The organism is Deinococcus sp. KSM4-11 (assembly GCF_004801415.1).
Classification (GTDB): Bacteria; Deinococcota; Deinococci; order Deinococcales; family Deinococcaceae; genus Deinococcus.
Window position 1 is genome coordinate 683,133 of sequence record NZ_SSNX01000001.1, and the last position, 20,422, is coordinate 703,554.

General features: G+C 68.6%; 23 protein-coding genes. 13 read left to right on the forward strand and 10 right to left on the reverse strand.

Annotation, left to right across the window (positions count from 1 at the left end):
- Window positions 1-212: 212 nt before the first annotated feature.
- Together E7T09_RS03340 and E7T09_RS03345 are read left to right on the forward strand one after the other, a co-directional pair.
- Window positions 213-1,883, forward strand: a complete 1,671-nt coding sequence (locus E7T09_RS03340; protein WP_240741592.1) for a DNA repair protein RecN — start codon at window positions 213-215, stop codon at window positions 1,881-1,883.
- A gap of 40 nt (window positions 1,884-1,923) precedes the next feature.
- Complete coding sequence (locus tag E7T09_RS03345) at window positions 1,924-2,997, forward strand: protease complex subunit PrcB family protein (RefSeq protein ID WP_136387696.1); 1,074 nt, start codon at window positions 1,924-1,926, stop codon at window positions 2,995-2,997.
- Window positions 2,998-3,011: 14 nt separating this feature from the next.
- On the opposite strand, the gene E7T09_RS03350 is transcribed toward E7T09_RS03345, so the two are convergent.
- A complete protein-coding gene (locus E7T09_RS03350) occupies window positions 3,012-3,440 on the reverse strand; it encodes a DoxX family membrane protein (RefSeq protein ID WP_136387697.1) in 429 nt (142 codons plus the stop codon).
- Between the two features lie 80 nt (window positions 3,441-3,520).
- Window positions 3,521-4,618 carry a BMP family protein gene (locus E7T09_RS03355; protein WP_136387698.1) on the reverse strand — a complete coding sequence of 366 codons (1,098 nt, stop codon included), beginning with the start codon at window positions 4,616-4,618 and terminating at the stop codon, window positions 3,521-3,523.
- Window positions 4,619-4,798: 180 nt separating this feature from the next.
- On the opposite strand from E7T09_RS03355, the gene ligA reads away from it, so the two are divergent.
- From ligA to E7T09_RS03380, 5 genes are read left to right on the forward strand one after another with little or no spacing between them, the layout of a single operon-like run.
- On the forward strand, window positions 4,799-6,874 hold the full coding sequence (ligA, locus tag E7T09_RS03360; protein ID WP_136387699.1) for an NAD-dependent DNA ligase LigA: 2,076 nt from the start codon (window positions 4,799-4,801) through the stop codon (window positions 6,872-6,874).
- Window positions 6,875-6,925: 51 nt separating this feature from the next.
- Complete coding sequence (locus tag E7T09_RS03365) at window positions 6,926-7,276, forward strand: Asp23/Gls24 family envelope stress response protein (protein ID WP_136387700.1); 351 nt, start codon at window positions 6,926-6,928, stop codon at window positions 7,274-7,276.
- On the forward strand, window positions 7,273-7,767 hold the full coding sequence (gene nusB, locus E7T09_RS03370) for a transcription antitermination factor NusB (protein WP_136387701.1): 495 nt from the start codon (window positions 7,273-7,275) through the stop codon (window positions 7,765-7,767). The genes E7T09_RS03365 and nusB overlap by 4 nt, the downstream gene beginning before the upstream one ends.
- Window positions 7,764-8,648 (forward strand): bifunctional methylenetetrahydrofolate dehydrogenase/methenyltetrahydrofolate cyclohydrolase FolD, encoded by an 885-nt coding sequence (gene folD / locus E7T09_RS03375; protein ID WP_136387702.1) that lies wholly within the window; start codon window positions 7,764-7,766, stop codon window positions 8,646-8,648. The genes nusB and folD overlap by 4 nt, the downstream gene beginning before the upstream one ends.
- A gap of 4 nt (window positions 8,649-8,652) precedes the next feature.
- On the forward strand, window positions 8,653-9,093 hold the full coding sequence (locus tag E7T09_RS03380) for a divergent PAP2 family protein (protein ID WP_168734736.1): 441 nt from the start codon (window positions 8,653-8,655) through the stop codon (window positions 9,091-9,093).
- A gap of 78 nt (window positions 9,094-9,171) precedes the next feature.
- Here E7T09_RS03380 and E7T09_RS03385 read toward each other — a convergent pair whose 3' ends face one another.
- The 4 genes from E7T09_RS03385 to E7T09_RS03400 all read right to left on the reverse strand — a co-directional run bounded on the left by E7T09_RS03385 (window position 9,172) and on the right by E7T09_RS03400 (window position 12,741).
- A complete protein-coding gene (locus E7T09_RS03385; protein WP_136387704.1) occupies window positions 9,172-9,552 on the reverse strand; it encodes an NADH-quinone oxidoreductase subunit 15 in 381 nt (126 codons plus the stop codon).
- Window positions 9,553-9,579: 27 nt separating this feature from the next.
- The gene (locus E7T09_RS03390) at window positions 9,580-11,409 is read right to left on the reverse strand and encodes an alpha-amylase family glycosyl hydrolase (protein WP_136387705.1); all 1,830 of its coding nucleotides are present in this window, start codon (window positions 11,407-11,409) and stop codon (window positions 9,580-9,582) included.
- A 250-nt stretch (window positions 11,410-11,659) separates the two neighbouring features.
- The gene (locus tag E7T09_RS03395; RefSeq protein WP_136387706.1) at window positions 11,660-12,400 is read right to left on the reverse strand and encodes an MBL fold metallo-hydrolase; all 741 of its coding nucleotides are present in this window, start codon (window positions 12,398-12,400) and stop codon (window positions 11,660-11,662) included.
- Entirely contained in the window at window positions 12,397-12,741 is a 345-nt protein-coding gene (locus E7T09_RS03400) for a YrdB family protein (RefSeq protein WP_136387707.1), read from the reverse strand. The genes E7T09_RS03395 and E7T09_RS03400 overlap by 4 nt, the downstream gene beginning before the upstream one ends.
- 53 nt (window positions 12,742-12,794) lie before the next feature.
- On the opposite strand from E7T09_RS03400, the gene E7T09_RS03405 reads away from it, so the two are divergent.
- The 3 genes from E7T09_RS03405 (at window position 12,795) to E7T09_RS03415 (ending at window position 15,115) form a co-directional block, all read left to right on the forward strand.
- Window positions 12,795-13,382 carry a TetR/AcrR family transcriptional regulator gene (locus E7T09_RS03405; protein WP_168734673.1) on the forward strand — a complete coding sequence of 196 codons (588 nt, stop codon included), beginning with the start codon at window positions 12,795-12,797 and terminating at the stop codon, window positions 13,380-13,382.
- Between the two features lie 31 nt (window positions 13,383-13,413).
- The gene (ispG, locus tag E7T09_RS03410) at window positions 13,414-14,643 is read left to right on the forward strand and encodes a flavodoxin-dependent (E)-4-hydroxy-3-methylbut-2-enyl-diphosphate synthase (protein WP_136387708.1); all 1,230 of its coding nucleotides are present in this window, start codon (window positions 13,414-13,416) and stop codon (window positions 14,641-14,643) included.
- A 70-nt stretch (window positions 14,644-14,713) separates the two neighbouring features.
- Window positions 14,714-15,115 (forward strand): DUF4259 domain-containing protein, encoded by a 402-nt coding sequence (locus E7T09_RS03415; protein ID WP_136387709.1) that lies wholly within the window; start codon window positions 14,714-14,716, stop codon window positions 15,113-15,115.
- A gap of 344 nt (window positions 15,116-15,459) precedes the next feature.
- On the opposite strand, the gene E7T09_RS03420 is transcribed toward E7T09_RS03415, so the two are convergent.
- Genes E7T09_RS03420 through E7T09_RS03430 form a run of 3 tightly spaced genes read right to left on the reverse strand, consistent with a single transcriptional unit; the run spans window position 15,460 to window position 17,061 of the window.
- Window positions 15,460-15,720, reverse strand: coding sequence for a hypothetical protein (locus E7T09_RS03420; RefSeq protein WP_136387710.1), 261 nt, complete (start codon window positions 15,718-15,720; stop codon window positions 15,460-15,462).
- A 44-nt stretch (window positions 15,721-15,764) separates the two neighbouring features.
- Window positions 15,765-16,181 (reverse strand): hypothetical protein, encoded by a 417-nt coding sequence (locus tag E7T09_RS03425; RefSeq protein WP_136387711.1) that lies wholly within the window; start codon window positions 16,179-16,181, stop codon window positions 15,765-15,767.
- Between the two features lie 28 nt (window positions 16,182-16,209).
- Entirely contained in the window at window positions 16,210-17,061 is an 852-nt protein-coding gene (locus E7T09_RS03430; RefSeq protein WP_136387712.1) for a M55 family metallopeptidase, read from the reverse strand.
- Between the two features lie 79 nt (window positions 17,062-17,140).
- Here E7T09_RS03430 and map point away from each other — a divergent pair, with 79 nt between their 5' ends.
- Window positions 17,141-17,902 (forward strand): type I methionyl aminopeptidase, encoded by a 762-nt coding sequence (map, locus tag E7T09_RS03435; RefSeq protein WP_168734674.1) that lies wholly within the window; start codon window positions 17,141-17,143, stop codon window positions 17,900-17,902.
- 10 nt (window positions 17,903-17,912) lie between these two features.
- Entirely contained in the window at window positions 17,913-18,581 is a 669-nt protein-coding gene (locus tag E7T09_RS03440) for a pentapeptide repeat-containing protein (protein ID WP_136387714.1), read from the forward strand.
- Here the strand turns inward: E7T09_RS03440 and E7T09_RS03445 are convergent.
- Complete coding sequence (locus E7T09_RS03445; protein WP_136387715.1) at window positions 18,572-19,114, reverse strand: hypothetical protein; 543 nt, start codon at window positions 19,112-19,114, stop codon at window positions 18,572-18,574. The genes E7T09_RS03440 and E7T09_RS03445 overlap by 10 nt on opposite strands.
- 221 nt (window positions 19,115-19,335) lie before the next feature.
- On the opposite strand from E7T09_RS03445, the gene E7T09_RS03450 reads away from it, so the two are divergent.
- The gene (locus E7T09_RS03450; RefSeq protein WP_240741593.1) at window positions 19,336-20,400 is read left to right on the forward strand and encodes an ABC transporter ATP-binding protein; all 1,065 of its coding nucleotides are present in this window, start codon (window positions 19,336-19,338) and stop codon (window positions 20,398-20,400) included.
- Window positions 20,401-20,422 lie beyond the last annotated feature (22 nt).

Genomic DNA, 20,422 nt, shown 5'->3' on the forward strand with positions numbered 1-20,422 from the left:
AACACTCCTTGCCGCCATGGCGGGCCGGACGGCCCTGTGAGGCGGACTTTGCGGGCATTGTCGTCCGCTGACCTCCATGGAATGTGGGGGCAATGTAATGGAGAATTCATACTCCCGTCCGGCCCTGCTGACCATGCAACTCGGAGCACGCAAGCACCCCGATTGCAATGCGGTTCCCGGCGCCACCACCTGCAGGCATTACACTCGTGGGCGTGACCCGCAAGGCCCGCGCCGCACGTCCTGCCGAAGCTGCTCCTCCACCTGCCCCGGTGGCCGGGCCGCAGCTGAGCCGGTTGGAAGTGCGGCACCTAGCGACCATCCGGGATCTCACGCTGGACTTCACCGGCGGCTTCACGGTGTTTACCGGCGAGACCGGTGCGGGCAAGAGCATCATCGTGGACGCGCTGGGCCTGCTGCTCGGCGCGCGGTCGAACACCGACCTGATCCGCAGCGGCGAGGAGCACCTGCTCGTGACGGGTTTCTGGGATGAGGAGGCCGCGAGCCGCAAGGTGAACGCCCAGGGGCGCAGCACGGCCCGGCTGGACGGCGAGGTCGTGAGCGTGCGCGAGTTGCAGGACTGGGCGCAGCAGCGACTCACCATCCACTGGCAGCACAGCGCGGTCAGCCTGCTGAGTCCAGCAAACCAGCGGGCGCTCCTGGACAAGCAACTTCCCGGCGACCTGACCGCCTATGCCACGGCTTATCGGGCGTGGCAGGATGCCCGGACGCGCCTGGAGACCCTGCGGGCCTCGCAGCGTGAGCGGGCCCGGCAACTCGACCTGCTGCAGTTCCAGGCTGATGAGATCGCGGAGGTGAACCCTCAGGCGGGAGAGGAGGAACCCCTGCAGGCAGATCTGGGTCGCCTCGCGAACCTGGATACCATCGCCCAGGGCGCGGCCGGAGCCCTGAACCTGATCACCGATGGCGACGAGAACGCCGTGGGCTTTCTGGCCGAGGCGGTGCGCTCCCTCAACGCGGGAGCCCGCTACGATCCCACGACCGCCGCCCTCCAGAACGAGCTGCGGGCCGCCCTGGAGAGCATCCAGGCCGTCGCCGGTGAGCTGCGGGGTGTCGCCGACGACAACGCCCCCGATCCGGAGGAACTCGCCCGCGTCGAGGCGCGACTGGGTGCCCTCGGGAAGCTGCGGACGAAGTACGGGCCCACGCTGGAAGACGTGATCGACTTCCACGCGCAGGTCGAGCAGGAGCTCGCCGCCCTGACCCGCGACGAGCAGGATGCCGGCACCCTGGATCACGAGGTGGAACGCCTCCATGGTGACGTTCTTTCTGTCGGGCGCTCGCTCGACGCGGCCCGTATCGGGCAGGCCGGGCCCCTGGCCGCGCAGCTGGTGGCCATCATCCGCGAGCTGGGCATGCCGCACGCCCGGCTCGAATTCCGACTGCACCCGGCGCCGGAACCCACGGCGCACGGCCTGAGCGACGTGACCCTGCACTTCACCGCCAACCCCGGCGAAGACCTGGCGCCCCTGGCCGACGTCGCCTCGGGAGGGGAGCTGTCGCGTGTGATGCTCGCCATCAGTACCGTGCTCGGCGCAGACACGCCCGCTGTGGTGTTCGACGAGGTGGATGCCGGGATCGGCGGGTCGGCAGCCATCGCGGTGGCCGAGCAGTTGCGGCGGCTGGCCCGCACGCGGCAGGTCTTCGTCGTGACCCACCTCGCGCAGATCGCGGCCCGCGCCGATCACCATTACCTGGTCACCAAACGCATCGAGGACGGCCGGACCGTGAGTGCCGTGGAGCGCCTGGACGACGCCCAGCGGCTGGACGAGATTGCCCGCATGCTCAGCGGCAACACCTCCGACGCCGCCCGGAGCCACGCGCGGGAATTGCTGCAGGGCTCTGCCGGGGTTCCCTCCACCTGATCCTCAGCTGCCAGTCAGCGCGGCCCGGTAGGGTAGGGGGATGAACCGCACCTTGCAGAGGCTGCTCCTGGTCGCGCCCGCCGCATTGTCCGGGTGCCGTGCGACCGGCTCCGGTTCGCTCGATGTCCACGAGGCGTTGCTGTACGGCGCAGCGCGTGAACACGTGGTCTGGGTGTATGGAACCCTGGCCGGAGAGGATCGGGGGCAGGTGACCCTGAACGGTCAGTCCACTGTTCTGACGGCGGGTGCTCCAGACGGTGCCCTGGTGCCGGGCACACTGAGCGTCAACGGGAAGGCCACCTACCGCTTCGCCTCCCAGCCCCTGAACGCGCCCTTCTCCGCCGCTGAGACGGGAACGGGCACCATCCAGGTCACGCACCGCGATTCCAGCGTGGCCGCCGCGTTCTACACCGACGGCACCCGCTGGACGCGGTTGGAGGGCACCACCGGCACCGTGGGCCTGCGTCAGACGGCCACGCTGCGGGGCGCGGGCAACCTCACCGACGCCGAGGCCGACAGCCTGGGAGCGGCCCTGCTTCACCAGGGGCCATTGGTCGTGGCCGTACTGACGGAGGGCAGTCTGCCGGACGCGGCCCTGAAGGTCGATCCGGCTCCCGCACGCTATCTGCGTACGGGCCTGTACCTCAGTGCACCGACCAGACCGGCCGGTTCCAGCCCCATCACCACTCCCCCCACAACCGGAGGTTCTGTGGAGTTCACGGTTCTTGCCAGCGGCACGAATGCCAGCGTCACCACGGGGGGCGTGGAGATCGCCAGCACCCAGGCCGAGATTGACGCCCTCCTCGCTCGGGTGAATGGTCGGCAGACCAGTGCGGCCACTTCAACCCCCACCGGAGGCACGGTCATCGGCGTGTTCCTCGGGCAGCGGCCCACCGGCGGCTACAGCGTGCGGGTGCTCAGCGTGTCCAAGGCCGACAACGTACTGACCGTTCGCGTGCAGGTGCATGCCCCCGGCCCCGGTGCCATCACCACGCAGGCCCTCACCAGTCCGTGGACGCTGATCCGGGTGCCGGGCACATACGCGCAGGTACGGGTCGTGGACATGCTGGGCCAGCCCCTGCCCACCGGTGGAACCGGCCGCACCGACCGCTGACCACCGGCGCGGCTCTACCGGCCGCGTTTCAGCCGAGCCTGCGGAGGGGCGGCTTTCACCCGGTACTGCTCGACACTAGGTCGTCCGGCGCCGCCGAGCAGGATGGCGGCACTTCCCGCCATCAGGAGCACCGACGTTTCCAGCGCCGGCTCGGAGAGGGCGCCGTGCAGCCAGCGGAACGCGCTCACGACCACGGTCAAGGCGCCCAGCACGCCGGCCAGTCCTCTAGCGCCGAGGCCCAGGAGCAGCAGCAGACCGCCCAGCAGTTCCAGGGTTGCCGTCACGGGCACGACCAGCAGTGGCAGAGGCACGCCGACCGCCGCGTACTGCGCGGCCACGCCCGTGAGTCCAGCCGCGAAGATCTTCTGCCAACCGTGCACGATGAACACGCCACCCGTGGCGATCCTGATGAGGGCCAGGGCCAGATCCGTTTGGTTCGGCACGCCAGGAGTCTACCGGGTCACCTTTCATGGAACGGCGGACGGCGACCCCACGGAGTCGCCGTCCGCCTTGAGCGCTGGACTTACTTGGTGGGCACCTTGATCGCGCCGCTGATGATCTTGGCCTTGGCCGCCTCGACCTTCAGCACCTGCGCGCTGGAGATCAGGGCCTTGTTGTACTGGTCGACGGCGTAGCCCACGCCGCCTTCCTTCAGGCCGAAGACCTTCTGGCCGCCCTTGAACTTGTTGTTCTTGACGTCGCTGATCAGGCTGTACACGGCGTTGTCCACGCGCTTGAGCATGGAGGTCAGGCCGTGGTTCAGGGTGGCGGGGTTCTTGTCGAAGTCGCCCAGGTAGTTCTGGTTGCTGTCCACGCCGATGAAGAACAGCGGGCGGGTGTTGCCGGCGCACGCGCTCTTGTACCCGGCGCTCTTGGGCACCTTGGCGAAGTTGTCGGACATGAACTTCACGCCGGAGGGCAGGTTTGCGGCCTTCACGCACTGCGTCTGCTTCACGTAGTCGATCACGCCGTTGCCGCTGGCCCCGGCGGCGGCGAAGATGATATCCGCGCCCTTGGAGCGCATGCTGCCCGCGATTTCCTTGGCCTTGCCAGGGTTGTTCCAGGCGTCCGGGGTGGTGCCCACGTACTGCGCGATGACCTTCGCGCTGGGGTTCGCGGCCTTCACGCCCGCTGTGTACCCGGCCTCGAACTTGTGGATCAGGGGGATGTCCATGCCGCCCACGAAGCCCACCACGCCGGTGCTGGAGTTCATGGCCGCCAGGTACCCGACCAGGTACGAGCCCTGCTCCTCGCTGAAGGTCAGGCTGGCGACGTTCTTCTCGGGGGAGACGTCATCGACCAGACCGAAGTACAGGTCTGGGTTTTCCTTGGCGACCTGCGAGATGCTGGCGTTGTTGGCGAAGCCCACGCCGATGGTCAGGTCGAAGCCCTCGTTGGCGAAGGAGCGGATGCCCTGGATGACCTGGCTGGGGTCGCTGGGCTCGAAGTCCTTGACCTGGATGCCGAGGCTCTTCACGGCGCGCAGGCTGCCCTCGTAGGCGCTCTGGTTGAAGCTCTTGTCGAATTTGCCGCCGGCGTCGTAGGCCATGCCGACGCGCAGGCTCTGGGCCGAGGCAAGGGTGGCGGTCATGGCGAGGGCCAGGGTCAGGATCTTCTTCATGGTGGTTCCTCCAGGAATGAACTGCGGGGGTCTGCCTGCACAGAGTATAAGAAAACCGCAAGGTGTCTAGACCCAACGGGGCGCCCACGTGTGACAGGGTCTCGGCCGCGTGCATGCTAGTGCGCCCACCTGACCGCGTTTTGATGGGAGCGGAACGGAGCTTGATGCTACGCTCAGGGCATGGATCAGCCCGCGTTGGAGCGGTACCTTGCCCTCAGTCAAGAGGTCGCCCGGCACAACCGCGCGTACCACGAACACGACGCTCCGGAGATCGCCGACAGCGACTACGACGCCCTGGTGCGCGAGTTGAGGGCATTGGAGGCCGCCCACCCGGAGTGGGCCGAGCGGGCGGCCGACGAGGCCGGAACGGGCAGCACACCCGCACAGGCCGTTGGGGGCGCTCCCAGCGTCGCCTTCCAGCCGGTCACGCACCCCACCCCGATGACCAGCCTGGACAATGTCTTCGGTGATGCCGAGCTGGGCGAGTGGCGCGAAAAGCTGGCCCGGGCCCTGAATCTGCCCGCAGACTCGGACGAATTCACCTTCACTGGAGAGCTGAAGATCGATGGGTTGAGCGTGAATATCTATTACCTGGACGGCGAACTGCAGTGGGCCGCCACGCGCGGCAACGGCCGGGTCGGCGAGATCGTGACCGCGCAGGTGCTGACCGTGCCGGGCATTCCCACCACCCTCCCCGGCCTGAAGGGCGAACTGGAGGTGCGCGGCGAGGTGTACATGAGCCGCGCCGATTTTGCCGCGTTCAACGCCCAGGCCGAGGAACTCGGTACGCCGCTGCTGAAGAATCCCCGCAACGGCGCGGCCGGAGCGCTACGGCAGAAGGATCCAGAGGTCACGCGCTCTCGCAACCTAAGGGCGATCTTCTACATGCTCGGCAGGCGTGACGGCGTGCCCGTGACCACCCAGGCTGGCGTCCTGGCGTGGCTGGCCGCCCAGGGCTTTCCGGTCAGCGCGTACACCGAGACCCTGCACGGCATTGCCGCCGCTGCCGACTATCACGCGCGCATGATCGCCCGCCGGCAGAGCTTCGAGTTCGATGCCGACGGCACGGTGCTGAAACTCGACCCGCTGAGGGAACAGGAGGAGGCCGGCTTCACCAGCCGCGCTCCGCGCTGGGCCATCGCGTACAAATTTCCGGTCGAGGAAGTCGAGACGGTGCTGGAGGCCATCACCATCAACGTGGGGCGCACCGGCAAACTCGCGCCGCTGGCCCACCTGAGTCCTCGGCTGATCGAGGGCAGCACCGTCAGCCGGGCCACCCTTCACAACGAGGACTTCATCCGCGACCTCGACCTGCACATCGGGGACACCGTGGTCGTCCGGAAGTCCGGCGGAGTTATTCCGCAGATCATGCGGGTGCTGCCCGAGAAGCGTCCGGAAGGAGCGGTGGCCTACACCTTCCCGACCCACTGCCCGGAGTGCGGGCACGAGGCCGTGCGGGCCGAGGGCGACGCGAACACGTACTGCCCGAACCCGGCGTGTCCCTCGCAGCAGTTCGAGCGGTTGCGGTACTTCGTGGCGCGCGGCGCGATGGACATCCGGGGCATCGGCGAGAAACTGATCGCGCAACTGCTGGAAGGGCAGCTCGTGCGCGACGCGGCCGATTTCTACCACCTGACCGCCGAGCAGCTCTCGGCCCTGGAACGCGGCGGCGGCAAGAAGGCCCAGAATGTCCTGGCGCAACTGGAGGCCAGCAAGACCCGCCCGCTGTGGCGGCTCGTGAATGCCCTCGGGGTGAACCACGTGGGGGAACGGAACGCCCAGGCCCTCGCCAGCGCCTTCGGAACCCTCGACGCGCTGCTGGCTGCGACGGCTGAACAGATCGAGGCGGTTCCCGGCCTGGGCGGCGTCATCGCCGAGAGCGTCGCAGGAGCGCTGGCCGATCCCAGCATGCGCGACCTGATCGCCCGCCTGCGCGCCGCCGGACTGAACCCGCAGGAAGCGGCGGTTCGGCGGGGCGAGCAGCTCAAGGGCCTGAACTTCGTGATCACCGGTACGCTCTCCAGACCCCGAGACAGCATTAAGGCGCAGCTCGAAGGGGCCGGTGGGCGCGTGACCGGCAGCGTGACTGGTAAGACCTCCTACCTAATCGCCGGCGAGGAAGCGGGGAGCAAACTCGACCGGGCGCGTGAACTGGAGGTTGCCGTGCTCGATGAATCCGGCCTGGACGCGCTGCTCCGCGACCGGGGCGTGCCCGGCCCGGACGCGGCCGAACCGGACGGCGCCGCCAGCGTCTAGACTAATGGGCAGTGTCGCGCCGCCCAGTGGCCGCGCCCGGAGGCATCACGCATGGCAACACCCGAAGTGGAGATCAGCAAACACGTGCTGCTGGACATCGCCAGCACCACCCTGGACGGCATCGAGGGCGCGTCCGTCGCGCCCGCCACCCTAAAGGTCGGTGAGGTGCTGCGCCAGCAGCCGAACGCCCGCCGCCCCCGCGCCCTGCGCGTTACCCGTGAGGGCGGCGACGTGACGGTGGATGTCGGCCTGAACGTCGACTACGGGCTGAACTTGGTGGCACTCTCTCAGCAGGCCCAGCGGGCCGTGCGGGAGAACATCGAACTGATGACCGGCCTGAACGTGAAGGCCGTGAACGTCACGGTGCAGAACGTGTGTCTGCCGAAAGGGCCACTCTCTTGACCCGTCGCCGCGACCGGGCCGCGAAACCGGTGGGCACCCGCCGGGCTGCGCGCGAATTCGTGTTCCGCGCGCTGTTCGAGGCGCAGCGGGGCGACCAGACCCTGCGGGCTGCCTTCACCCGTGCCGAGGGAGCCATGCGCGACGGCGACGACACCTTTGTGCCCCTCAGTGACGATGCGCTGGTGTTCGCCAATGAGCTCATGAACGGCCTGCTGGAGCACCAGGACGAGATCGACAGCACCCTGAAGCGCACCATCCGCGGCTGGAGCTTCGAGCAGATGGCGCAGACCGATCTGAACATCCTGCGCCTGGCCACGCTGGAGATGATGTTCCGCCCGGAACCGCACCCCCCTGTGATCGAGAGCGCCGTGCGGATCGCGCGGAAGTTCGGTGGCGAGGACTCGGGCCGCTTCGTGAACGGCGTTCTCGCCGGCCTGAGCCGCAACCTGAGCACGGCCCCGGCGCCACCGGCCGACCGGAGCGACGAGTGACGACGGGCACCGCCATCCGCCTGGCGGGCCCGCCTGCCGCCGAGGCGCTGATCGCCGCCGCTGCTGCCCAGGCGGCCACGCTCGCCACTCCCCCGAACCTCGTGATCGTGCGGGTGGGGGACGATCCGGCCAGCGTCAGCTACGTGCGTGGCAAGGCAAAGAAGGCCGGCGAGTCCGGCCTGCGCAGCACGGTTCATGCCCTGCCCGAGAGCACGTCCCAGGCCGAGGTGCTGGCCCTGATCGCCACCCTGAACGCCGACGCCGACGTGAATGGCATCCTGGTGCAGTTGCCGCTGCCGGCCCACATCCGTGAGGACGTGGTGCTGGAGGCCATCCACCCCGACAAGGACGTGGACGGCCTCCACCCCATGAACGTGGGCCGTCTGTGGTCGGGTCGGCCCAGCCTAGCTCCATGTACGCCCGCCGGGGTCATGGCGCTGCTGGCGCACTACGGCATCCCGGTGGCTGGGCAGCGGGTCGTGATCGTGGGCCGCAGTCTGCTGGTGGGCCGCCCCCTGGCCGGGCTGATGCTCGCTGCCGACGCGACGGTCACCGTGGCACACAGCCGCACCCGCGATCTGGGCCGCGTGACCCGCGAGGCCGACCTGCTGGTGGCCGCCGTGGGCCGCGCACACCTGATCACCCCGGACATGGTGAAGCTCGGCGCGGTCGTCATCGACGTCGGCATCAACCGGGTTCCCGGCGAGGACGGCAAGGCGCACCTGACCGGCGATGTACACCCGGACGTGGCCACTGTCGCCTCTGCGGTCACGCCGGTGCCGGGCGGCATCGGGCCGATGACCGTGGCGCAGCTCATGATGAACACGGTGCTGGCCGCGTCGCGGCAATCCGGTGGAGCGTCGGGTGACCTCGTTCGCTGACCTGATGGGGAACCGCTGGTTGTGGACGGCCGTGCTGTCCTCGACCGGCGCGCAGGTGATCAAGGTGCTGTTGATCCTGCTGTTCGAGCGCCGCTGGCGGCCCACCGCGTTCATGGAGACCGGTGGGATGCCCAGCAGCCACTCCGCGATGGTTGCAGCCCTCACGACCGGCATTGCCCTGACGGAGGGCATGCACAGTCCATTGTTTGCGGCGAGTGCGGTGTTTGCCCTGATCGTCATGTACGACGCGACCGGCGTGAGGCACAGCAGCGGCCAGCAGGCCCGGCTCCTGAACGACCTGGTCGATGAACTGCGCGCCGTCGTGCGCGAGGGCTTCGCGCCCACACCCCTGCGGGTGCTGTTGGGGCACACCTACCTGGAAGTGCTGGCCGGGACGCTGATCGGCATTGCGGCTGGATTCATCGCCTTCCGGCTGCTGCCCTGACCGGGTGGCGGCCTGAATCCAGAACCGGCGTGCCGCCCAGTATCGGGGCGGCACGCCGTAGTTCTCGAGATGCTCAGGTCAGACGGCCACGCTGCGCAGCACGCCGTCCAGCAGGGCGGCCAGGCGGGCCTGCGTGAAGGGACGCTTGCCCTCCAGCAGGCCGCCCTCGCCCGCGTGCAAGTGCCAGTGCTTGCTGCCGCCCATCAGGCGCAGGCTGATGCCCTTGAGATCCACGTGGCGCGGGCTCGCGGCGGCAATCAGCAAGGGCTGCTCACCACTGCCGATCGAGACGCTCATGACCGTGGTGGGAAGGTCGTACGGCCGTTCCATGCGGTAGATGTAGTCCGGAAAGTCCGCGACCTTCGTGAACTCCAGGCCGCGGGTGGCCGCCTCGGCTTCCAGCCAGCCGAGCAGCGCGACCCAGTGCGTGTACAGTGCCGAATCTGGTGCATGTGCCATGTGGAACAAGTGTACGGCACGCGTCCGTCAATCCTGAATCAGCAGCCGTCCACCGTGGGCGTCCAGGCTGACCTGACCGCCCAGACTCACGGTGCCGCTGATCGCGTCCCGCCACGTCCCGGCCGGCAGGGTCACGGTGATCTCGTGCGGCCCGGCCCGGCGGCTCGCCACGGCCAGCACCCGCTCGACGCGACCATCCCCATGCGTATATTCGCGCAGGAACGCCACTGCATCCTCCGTGGCAGGCAGGAACGACAGGGCGCCGCGCTGAAGGGCGAGCTGGTCCTTCCGCACCCGGACGCGCGCCTGAACCTGACTGTGGAGTTCGGTGTTCCACTGCGTTTCGTCCCACAGCATCGATTCCCGGCACCACGGCATGTTTCCCGGCCGGGACTGGCTCAGGCCGATTTCCGAGCCGTAGTACATGCACGGCACGCCGGGGTAGGCGATCAGCAGCGTGAACACGGCCAGGTACCGTGCCGGGTCGTTCCCCAGCCTGGAGTGCGCGCGGCCGATGTCGTGCGATTCCAGCAGGTTGAACATGCTCAGCGCCACCTGCGGCGGCAGCGCATGATAGGCGTCCCACAGGATCTCCACGAGTTCCGCGCTGTCCAGCCGGCTGGGCTCCTGGAAGTACGTGCTGCCCGACGCCCACTGCATGACCGGCAGGCCGAAGCCGTGGTAGTTCATGGAGCTGTCCTCGCCCTGGCCGTCAAGGGCGTGTTCCGGGTCGAAGAAGCGCTCACCGAACACGAAGGCGTCCGGGCGTTCCTCGCGGGCCGCGCGTTTCAGGGTGCGGTGCAGGTGCAGGTTGTCGGCATCGGTGCCGCCCGCGCCGATCATGTGCGCCACGTCCAGCCGCCATCCGGCCGCCCCGCACCGGAGCCAGTGCCGCACCACGCTCTCCTCGCCCGCCAGGAATTCATTCACGGCGAACTCGTTGCGGTAGTCGATCTTCGGCAGGGTCGGCACGTCGAAGAACGAGTGGTACGGAGGTTTGCCCGGCTCGTCCCGCCATGTGAACAGCGCCCGCTGAGGCGCGGCCTCGTCGTCCAGGGCGGCGCGGAACAGTGCGTTCTCGTTGCCCATGTGGTTGAACACGCCGTCCAGCACGATCCGGATGCCCGCGCCGTCTGCTGATCGAACCAGCTCGTCCCACGCGGCCTCGCCGCCCAGGTGCGGGTCGATCCGGCGGTAGTCGGTGATGTCGTAGCGGTGGTTGCTCGGCGATTCGAAGACTGGCGTGAGCCATAAGCCCGTCACGCCCAGGTCTCTCAGGTACGGCAGCGCCTGCGTGATCCCGTTCAGGTCGCCGCCGTAATGGGCGTGTACATCGCCCTCACGCGTGACCGGCGACCCCCACGGTACCTGCTCGACAGGGCGGCCAGCGTAGGTGTATTCACCGGTCTGCACGTCGTTCGAGGGGTCGCCGTTGCGGAACCGGTCGGGAAAGATCTGGTAGAACACCCCCTTCCACGCCCATTCCGGCGCGGCGTACCCGGCGAGGTACTGGAACCAGTCGCGGAACCCACGCCGCACGTGGTGCAGCCCCAGGCGCGTGAGGTTCAGGTGGTCGCCGGGCAGGTTGAGCTGCCACGCATAGCGGATCCTCAGGTCGTGCACCGGCAGGTCTGCCTCAAACCAGCGGCCCTCGCCGTGCGCCACGGCGACCTCACGGGCATGGATGGTCTCGATTTCGCCGACGCGCACGAACTTCAGCTCGACCGAGTCGACCGGCAGTGCCGTGCGCAGCCGGAGGCGCACCACGGAACCCAGTGGAGCGCCGAGTGAGGCGGTATAGCCGGGCGTTTCGTCATGCTGGGCCGGGTGAAGTTGGGGAGTGGGGCTCTCGTCCATGGGACTCCTCGAATGGCAAGACAGAAGGGCGGCACGGCCACCTGATCATCAGGAGGTCGTGCCGCAGGCGGCAAACGTTGCCTTTGAGTTGCTTCGCCAATCAGTCTGCGCTGAACCGACTCAGGGGTCAAGATCACGGCTGGCATTGCCGCGCCGGAGGGTGAAGGAGGGCCTCTCGGTAGCTCAGGCCGGAGAGCTGAGCACACCCATCGCGCCCGTCAGCGTGTTACCCAGATGGCTCCGTCCGCGGTCAGTCGTGCGTGCTCTTGGCGGCCGCGTTCTTTCCGACCACGGCGACCGCACTGCCCATGCCCGTCAGCCGGGCTACGAGTCGGGCAACCGTCCGGGTCATGGGCGCTGGTTCGCGTTCACTCTCGGCCTGCTCGACGGCCCGGCGCATGTGTGCCAGGGGATCAGCAATGGGCCGCCCGTGGCCGACGGCCAAAGTGCGGGCGGGCACGTCCAGCAGGGTTCGGGCGCTGCGGGTTGTCTGGAGCAGGTCGGACGTGCCCAGGGTCGGCAGCGGGAAGACCGCATTGAGGACGCTCGCCACATGCAGATCCGGCACGTTCACGAAGGTGTCCCCGGCATACAGCGTGCCGTCGCGTTCGTCGAGGAAGGCGACGTGCCCTGGCGAGTGGCCGGGCGTGTCGATGACGGTCAGCGAGCCCACCCGGTCGCCGCCGCGCAGGGTGCGGGTGGGCGTCGCCTTGCAGCCGCGCGCGGCCAACAGGGGCACGTCGCCTGCGCCCACCAGCAGTTCCAGGTCGGGCTGCGCGGCCAGCAGGGCGTCCACCGCGCCGATATGGTCGTCGTGCGCGTGCGTGAGCGCAATGCGTTTCAGTGGGCGTCCCGTGGAGCGCACCGTGTTCAGGACGCGGCGTTCCAGACCCGGCAGGCCCGCGTCGATCAGCGTGAAGCCATCGGCTTCCGGCACCAGGTAGGTGTTGACCAGGCCGAACTGCGTGAGGCGGATGGGCGGGCGGGTCACCGCGTACCTCCCAGCATCACGCTGGCCACACACAGGGCCAGGAAGGCGAGGGCCGTCAGGGGGGTGGAGACACTGCTCAGGGAAAGGGCTGAACCGGCGAACACGGCCAGTTTGACCAGCGGCCACGCGACTCCGGTCACGGGCACCGCCGCCTGTGGGGAGAGAAACGTCCCCCACACGCCAGCCAAGGCGACGAACGAGCCTGCGGCGCCCAGCCAGCCGCCGCTGCGCCACCCCCAGGTGGTGATGGCCGCGATGGCGACGAGTTCGACGGCGAAGGCCAGGACATCGGATGCGCTGACCATTCTGGCCCCCCGAAGCTGAACAGTGTTCGCTTTCATGATGAACAGTGTATGCAGCGGTGGAACGGCTGTCAAGACGTACACTGTTCACCATGCCCTATCCGACCAAGCTCACTCCTGCCACGATTGAGAACGCGGCGTGGCAGCTGTTCCAGCAGGGCGGCCCCGACGCCCTGAGCATGCGTCCCCTGGCCGACGTTCTGGGCGTGCGACCCGGCAGTCTGTACCGTCATTTCGACAGCCGCGACGCCCTGCTGGGCGCCCTCGCGGCACGGGCGGCCCACGAACTGCAGCTGGAGCTTCAGACGGCGGCTGAGGATCACCTGCCCCGCAATGCCCTCCAGGCGGCCGCCGGAGCGTACCTTCACTACGCCCGCAGCAACCCGCACGCCTACGCCCTGCTGCTCGTGCCCGCCGAGGCCGATCCCCAGCCCGGCCTGAAGACCACGGCCGGCAAGGCACTGTGGAACACGCTGCTGCGGCTGGTGGGCGACCTCAGCGGCCATCCGGACGACACCGATCACGCCGTGGCCCTCTGGACCTTCCTGCACGGCGCGGCCAGCCTGGAACGGGCCGGCATCTACGGCCCCAGCGGCCCACGCGGCGGAATCGATCTGGGGCTCGCGGCCCTCCTTGATCACATGCAGGAAGCCGGCGCGGGCGGTAATCCACCTTCCTGACCGTCCCGTGCCCCCCGCGTAGACTGACGCCATGACCATCCGCCGCCAGACCGTGACCGTGGACGTGGGCGGCGTGCCCATCGGCAGCGCGCACCCCATCGTCGTACAGAGCATGACCAATACCGACACGGCCGACGCCGAGGGCACAGCCATCCAGGTCGCACAACTGGCCCGCGCGGGCAGCGAGATCGTGCGCGTCACCGTCAACACCCGTGAGGCCGCCGCCGCCATTCCCGAGATCGTCGCGCGCTTGGAGGAGGTCGGCCTGAACGTCCCTATCGTCGGGGACTTCCATTACAACGGCCACATCCTGCTGCGCGAGTTCCCCGACACGGCCCGGCTGCTCGCCAAGTACCGCATCAATCCCGGCAACGTCGGCGCCGGACAGCACCACGACGCGAACTTCGCCACCATGATCGAGGTCGCCCGCGAATACGACAAGCCCGTGCGGATCGGCGTGAACTGGGGCAGCCTGGATCAGCAGGTGCTCGCCCGCCTGATGGACGAGAACACCGCCCAGGGCAGCCCTAAGACCGGAACCGACGTCATGATCGACGCCATGGTCGTCTCCGCGCTGGAATCGGCGGCGTACGCCGAGGAACTCGGCCTCGCGCACGACAAGATCCTCATCTCGGTCAAGGTCAGCAGCGCCCCGGAACTGTGGCAGGTGTACCGGCAACTCGCGCCACTGTGCGACTACCCCCTGCACCTGGGCCTCACCGAGGCGGGCATGGGCATGAAAGGCATCGTGGCCAGCAGCGTCGCCCTGGCCCCGCTGCTCACCGAGGGCATCGGCGACACCATCCGCGTGTCGCTCACCCCGGAACCCGGCGCGAGCCGCAAGCTGGAAGTCGAGGTGGCGCAGCAGATGCTCCAGAGCCTCGGCCTGCGCCAGTTCCTCCCGCAGGTCACAAGCTGCCCCGGCTGTGGCCGCACCACCAGCTCGTTTTTCCAGGAACTTGCGCAGAAGATTCAAGACTACATCCGAGACACCATGCCCGAGTGGAAAGCGAAGTACCCCGGCGTGGAGGACATGCAGGTCGCCGTGATGGGCTGCATCGTGAACGGCCCCGGCGAGAGCAAGCACGCCAACATCGGCATCAGCCTCCCCGGCACCGGCGAGGAACCCCGCGCGCCCGTCTATCAGGACGGCAAACTGCTCACCACCCTGAAAGGCCCCCGGATTGCCGAGGACTTCCAGGCGCTGATGGAAGCGTATGTGGAAAACACGTATGGACGGGTTGCCCACTCCACCAACTGAATAGGGTGTCGTCTGGCCTGTGCAGCTTTGAGTGAAGGCATAAGGGCGTGAATCCCGCTACGCTGAGGGCATGGGGACCTGGGGCACCGGCAGTTTCGAGAACGACAGCGCCGCCGATTTCATCAAGGAAGTCGTCGAGGACGGCGCGGTGGCGCTCCGCGAGGCCCTGGAGGTCGTGCTCGACCCAGAGCTCGATTACATCGAGGTCGAGGAGGGTTCCCGAGCCATCGCGGCGGCCGAGATCATCGCCGCCATCACGTCGGGCGATCACCGCAACATCACGGACGCTGACCTCCTGAGCTGGGTCGAGGAGGCGAATGCCAGCAGCCTGTCGAGTCAGCGCGAGCAGGCGCTCGACGCGGTCGACCGGGTGCTCGGCCCTGACAGCGAACTCCCGGAACTCTGGGAGGATTCTGACGACCAGCGGGACTGGCAGCGGGACGTGCAGCGGCTGCGTTCCAGCCTCGGCTGAGCAGCGTCAGGAGGTGGGTTCGGACACGCCGCACAAGGTGTAGCTACAGCCGTCTTGCGCCTGTGGGCTGAAAGGCGTCAGGGTCACCGTCCGGCCCAACTGGTGACCAGCACGTCCGGTTCCGTGGAGCCAAACAGGCTGTGCGGCACCGCGACCATGCCCTGAAACGATTCCAGCGCAGGTGACTGGGCGGCGTCCCCTTCTGACTTGCTCAACGCCGCCGGATCGAAGCGGGTGGTGCATTCACCCCGGACGAGGCCCAGGTGGGGCGTCCGTTCCAGGTGCAGGAACGAAGTGGGGAACGTCTACATGCTGGCCCGGCAGCACCCGTGGAATGCGGAGCGTTATAGATTCGCCTTGGGGGCGGCCTCGATCAGGCGGAAGCGTCCGCGCTCCACGCGTTCGAGGTCGTGGAACTTCCCGGCGTTCGCGCCGACCGCGTTGCGGCACATCTCGCTGGCGACATGCCGGCGGATCGTCGTATCCAGGTGCGTAGTGCCCCTGGCGCGTAGGGCAGCCACGACTTCCTGGCTGGAAAAGGTGCCATCGGCACTCTGCCGCGCCAGGATGCGGGCCACAGCAAGGATGTCATCACGACAGGTCACGCTCCCATTGTGGCGCAGGAGCGGACTCCGTGTCCGTAATGGACTCAGAAGCGCAGTTCCAGGCCCACGCCCGCTCCGTAATGTCCGGCCGTGCTGGCCCGCACGAAGGCCCGCCAGCCAGCGGGGCCGAGCAGCGGGCCGCGCAGGCCGCCCTCGCCGTACAGCGCAAACGCGTTTGAATATTCCGCTCCGACCGTGGCGAAGGCATCAACCTTCGTGATGGGAATGTTCAGGTCACGCAGGGTCACGCCCGCCGCGTACCGGTTCGCCAGACTGGTGTTCCAGGCCTTCTCCGCGCTGCCCTCGACCCCGATCGCACCGATGATCGGGATGCGGAGCAGAGAAAAGCCGGCGTGCACGCCGAAACCGGAGGTGCCCACGTCGGCGCCCAGCCACGTGGTGGCTCCGGCGGTGGTGGCGGTCACGGCGGCGCTGGCCAGCAGCAGGGAACGGAATCGCATGCTGCACCTTACCGGGCCAGAATGAGAATCATCCGTCCAGGCGCACCTCGGCCACCTTCGCGAGCATCCGGAAGGTTTGGAACAGGTGGTAGGCGTGCTCGCTCTGCCACCCGACCGTCACGGCGTCCACGCGGGTCACGCCGGGCACACGCTCGCAGGCGTCCGCGCGGGCCTGGTGGTTGAAGGACAGTTGCGTGGCCGCGGGCCAGGAGGCGGTGTAGGGCACGGCCGTGGCCGCCGCCCGCACGGCCTGCTGCGCGCCCTCGCGGATCCGCCGCTGCGCCTCGCGCGGGTGAAGGTGCACGGCGGAAAAGCTGCTCAGTCCCTCCTTGACGGGCACCGTGACGACCTGTGGCCCCAGTTCCGCCGTGATCTCGGCCATCGCCACGTCGTCCCCGCAGGCGAAGACCACGGGCACGCCATAGTGTCCGGCCAGCAGGGCGTTCAGGCCGTACTCGCCGGTCGAGGCTCCGTTCACGCGCACATCCCGGATGAAGCCGTTCCAGGTGTGGGCGAGGGGGCCGCGCATGCTGCCGGCCCGCGCGTGGTATCCGACGAACAGCAGGGCCCCCACGCCGTCCTCCTGCACGCCCTGCACCATGCTCAGGGGCTTGTCGTTGCCGCTCGTGAAGCGCACACCGTCCGGCAGGAGTTCCGGGATCAGGTTGCGCATGGTGTCGTGACTGTCGTTCACGAGCACCTCCGTCGCACCGGCGTCCAGCGCGCCCAGCGCGGCGGCGGCGGCCTCCAGCGTCATGCGTTCGCGGGCCCGTTCGTACTCGGCGGCGCTGACCAGCCCACCGAATTCCGGCGGGCTCACCTGCACCCAGCTCGACACCCCGCACACGCCCTCCATGTCCACGCTGATCACGACCTTCATACCGGCAGCGTAGTCCCTTGGCGGGCATGCTGGCGCACGTTCCCATGCCGGGTGGCCGGTCATGTTAGCCTCCTTTGTTATGAGCCGTGTCGCCCTGAAGTCCGCCCGTGAGATCGAGACCATGCGCCGCGCCGGGGCGCTCGTCGCCGAGACCTTCCGTGTGCTCGAACCCTTCGTGAAGCCCGGCGTGACCCTCAAGGAACTCGACACCCTGGCCGAGGAGCACATCCGCAAGGCCGGCGCGGTGCCCGCCTATCTCGGGTACGGGCCGAAGGCCACGCCGTTTCCCGGCACCATCTGCGCGAGCGTGAACGAGGTGATCTGTCACGGCATCCCGGACGGGCGCGTGCTTCAGGACGGCGACATCGTCGGGGTCGATATCGGCGTACTGCTGGACGGCTACTATGGCGACGCGTGCTACACCTACACGGTCGGCACGGTGAGCGAGCAGGTGCAGGGACTGGTGGACACCACCTACGAGTGCCTCCAGGCCGGGCTGGACGTCGTGCGTCCGGGCGCGCGGCTAGGTGACATCGGCTATGCCATCCAGACCCTGGCCGAGGGGCGCGGCTACTCGGTCGTGCAGGAGTACACCGGGCACGGCATCGGCAAGAAGTTGCACGACGAGCCCACCGTGTACCACCACGGCGTGCGCTACACGGGCCTGAAACTCCAGCCGGGCATGGTGTTCACCATCGAGCCGATGATCAACCTGGGCCGCCCGGAAACGCGGCTGCTGAGCGACAAGTGGACGGTTATCACGCAGGACAAGCAGCCCAGCGCGCAGTTCGAGCACACGGTCGCCGTGACCAACAAGGGCCACGAGATCCTGACCCTGTGATGGGGCACCCATGACCGCCCATCCTAATCCCCTGGCGCCCCGCTTTCCCAGGGGCGGGCTGCGTGAGATGGCGGCCGACGCGCTGGAGGACGAAAGCACTTACCGGGGCGTCGTGATCGAGGGCGGCCGGGTGCCCCTGCGCCTGCATGCCGTGGCCTTCGAGGGCTGCGTGCTGCGGGGCGTGGATCTGCGCGACGTGGACTGGACGCTGGTGCGGCTGGCCGATGTCCGGCTGGAAGGCTGTGACCTGAGCGCCGCCCGCCTGGCCGACGCCGCGCTGGAGCGGGCCGAGGTGCTGGGCGGTCGGATGCTGGGTACGCAGCTTCCGCAGGTCACGCTGAGGAACGTTCAGCTGAGGGGCGTGGCCGCTCCGTTCTCCATCTGGAGCGGCGCGCAGGCCACCCGTCTGCGCGTGGACGACTGCGACCTGACCGACGCCGTGTTCACGGGCGCGTCGCTCCCGGCCAGTACCCTGCGCGGCTGCGTGCTGCGCCGGACGGACTTCCACCGGGCGACACTCGCCGAGGCCGACCTGCGCGGTTCAGACCTGCGCGGCATCGCCCTGGGACTTCCGGATCTCGCGGACGTGACCGTCGAGGAGAGCCAGCTACCGGCCCTGGCCCGCTTCCTGGGCGTGACCGTGGCCGACGAGATTGGCGGGGGTCCCGCTCAGGACTGAAGGTACTCGCGGACGCGGGCCGGGCCGTCCTCGAAGCGATCCCGCAGGAACTGGCCCTGCGTGAGCATCCGGTTCGCGGCCGTGTGATCCTGGCGCAGCGCCTCCGTGATGCCGGCCGCGATGGTCTCCAGCTGCTCCTGCAGGTGGCCCTCGGGACTCTGGCCGCGCTCCTGAAGGTGCTGCCGGGCCACCGCTGTGAGGTTCAGGTAGGCGCGGAGCGTGGCGGGCAGGTACTCCAGTCTGGCCTGCCGGAGCAGGAACTGGCTGCGGCTGTCCAGGCGGTCGTAGGGGGCGTCGTGCAGGCGGCACAGCAGCGCCAGCGCGTAGTGCCGGTGCGGTTCCGGCAGCCGCAGGGCCAGGACGGGGGCCTCGTCGGATGGCGCCGGGCGTACGTCCACGGGCGGCGCGGGCGCTGGGCGGTCGGCGCTCAGGCGTTCCATGGCATGACGGTGGATCAGCTGGCGGCGCACCAGCGGAAACGTGAAGATGCTTCCAAAGAACAGCAGGGGCACGAGGGTCGCTTCGGCGTGCATGGTCAACCTCCAGGATGAAAACCGCAGTCGTGCCGGCACCCTACCCTGGGCGTCGGTGCCGCCGCGTCCGACAAAAGGGGGATTCCGGGGCGGGCGTTCCCTACAATTACGGGCATGAACCCAGTCCCTGCCATGGAGTCACGGTCATAACCGGCGCCCCGTTCAAAGGCAAGCGCCTGCGACACCTCTCGCCCGATGCGGCGGTCAGCGTCGTGGACGTGGTGAAGGGCTACAGAGGGTCGGGCGGCACCGAGACGCGCGTCCTCGACGACATCGACCTCGACATCCGCCGGGGAGAGTTCTTCAGCCTGCTGGGCCCCTCCGGCTGCGGCAAGACCACGCTGCTGCGCCTGCTGGCCGGATTCGAGCAGCCCGATGCGGGGCGAATCATCATCGGTGGTCAGGACATGACGGGCGTGCCTCCACACCTCCGCAATGTGAACACGGTCTTCCAGAGTTACGCGCTGTTCCCGCACCTGAACGTGCGGGACAACGTGGCCTTCGGCCTGCGGATGAAGAACGTGCCAGCCGCCGCCCAGCGCGACCGGGTCGCCCGCGCGCTGGAGAGCGTCCGCATCGCGGAGTTCGCGTCCCGCCGTCCCGACCAGCTGTCGGGCGGGCAGCGGCAGCGGGTGGCCCTGGCCCGCGCGATCGTGAACGAACCGCAGGTGCTGCTGCTGGACGAGCCCCTGTCCGCGCTCGACCTGAAACTCCGCAAGGAATTGCAGGTGGAACTGGCCAACCTTCAGGAGACCCTGGGCATCACCTTCGTGTTCGTCACGCACGACCAGGAGGAAGCGCTGGTCATGAGCGACCGGATCGCCGTGATGAACCGGGGGCGGATCGAGCAGCTCGGCCGCGCCGAGGAGCTGTACGAGCGGCCCCGCACGGCCTTCGTCGCGAACTTCCTCGGCAGCAGCAACCTGATTCCCGGCACCGTGCAGGAGCTGGACGGCACCGCCGCCGTGATACGCACGGCGCACGGCCCGCTGCGCACCACCCACGGCGAGGGCCTGCGCGTCGGCCAGGACGTGACCCTGAGCGTGCGGCCCGAGAAACTGCGGATGGAACGCGACGACGAGACCGAGGGCAACGAGATCCGCGCCCGCGTGGACGACATCGTGTACACCGGAGCGGAGAACCAGTACCTGCTGGAGGCCGCCGGGCAGCGCCTCGTGGCCTTCCAGCTGAACTCGGACATCGGCGCGGACGAGGAGTTCGACTATGAGGAGCAGGTGGCCCTCTACCTGCCGCCCGACAACCTGATCGTGCTGGAGGAAACATGAGGCTGCCCGCGCCGCTGCCTGC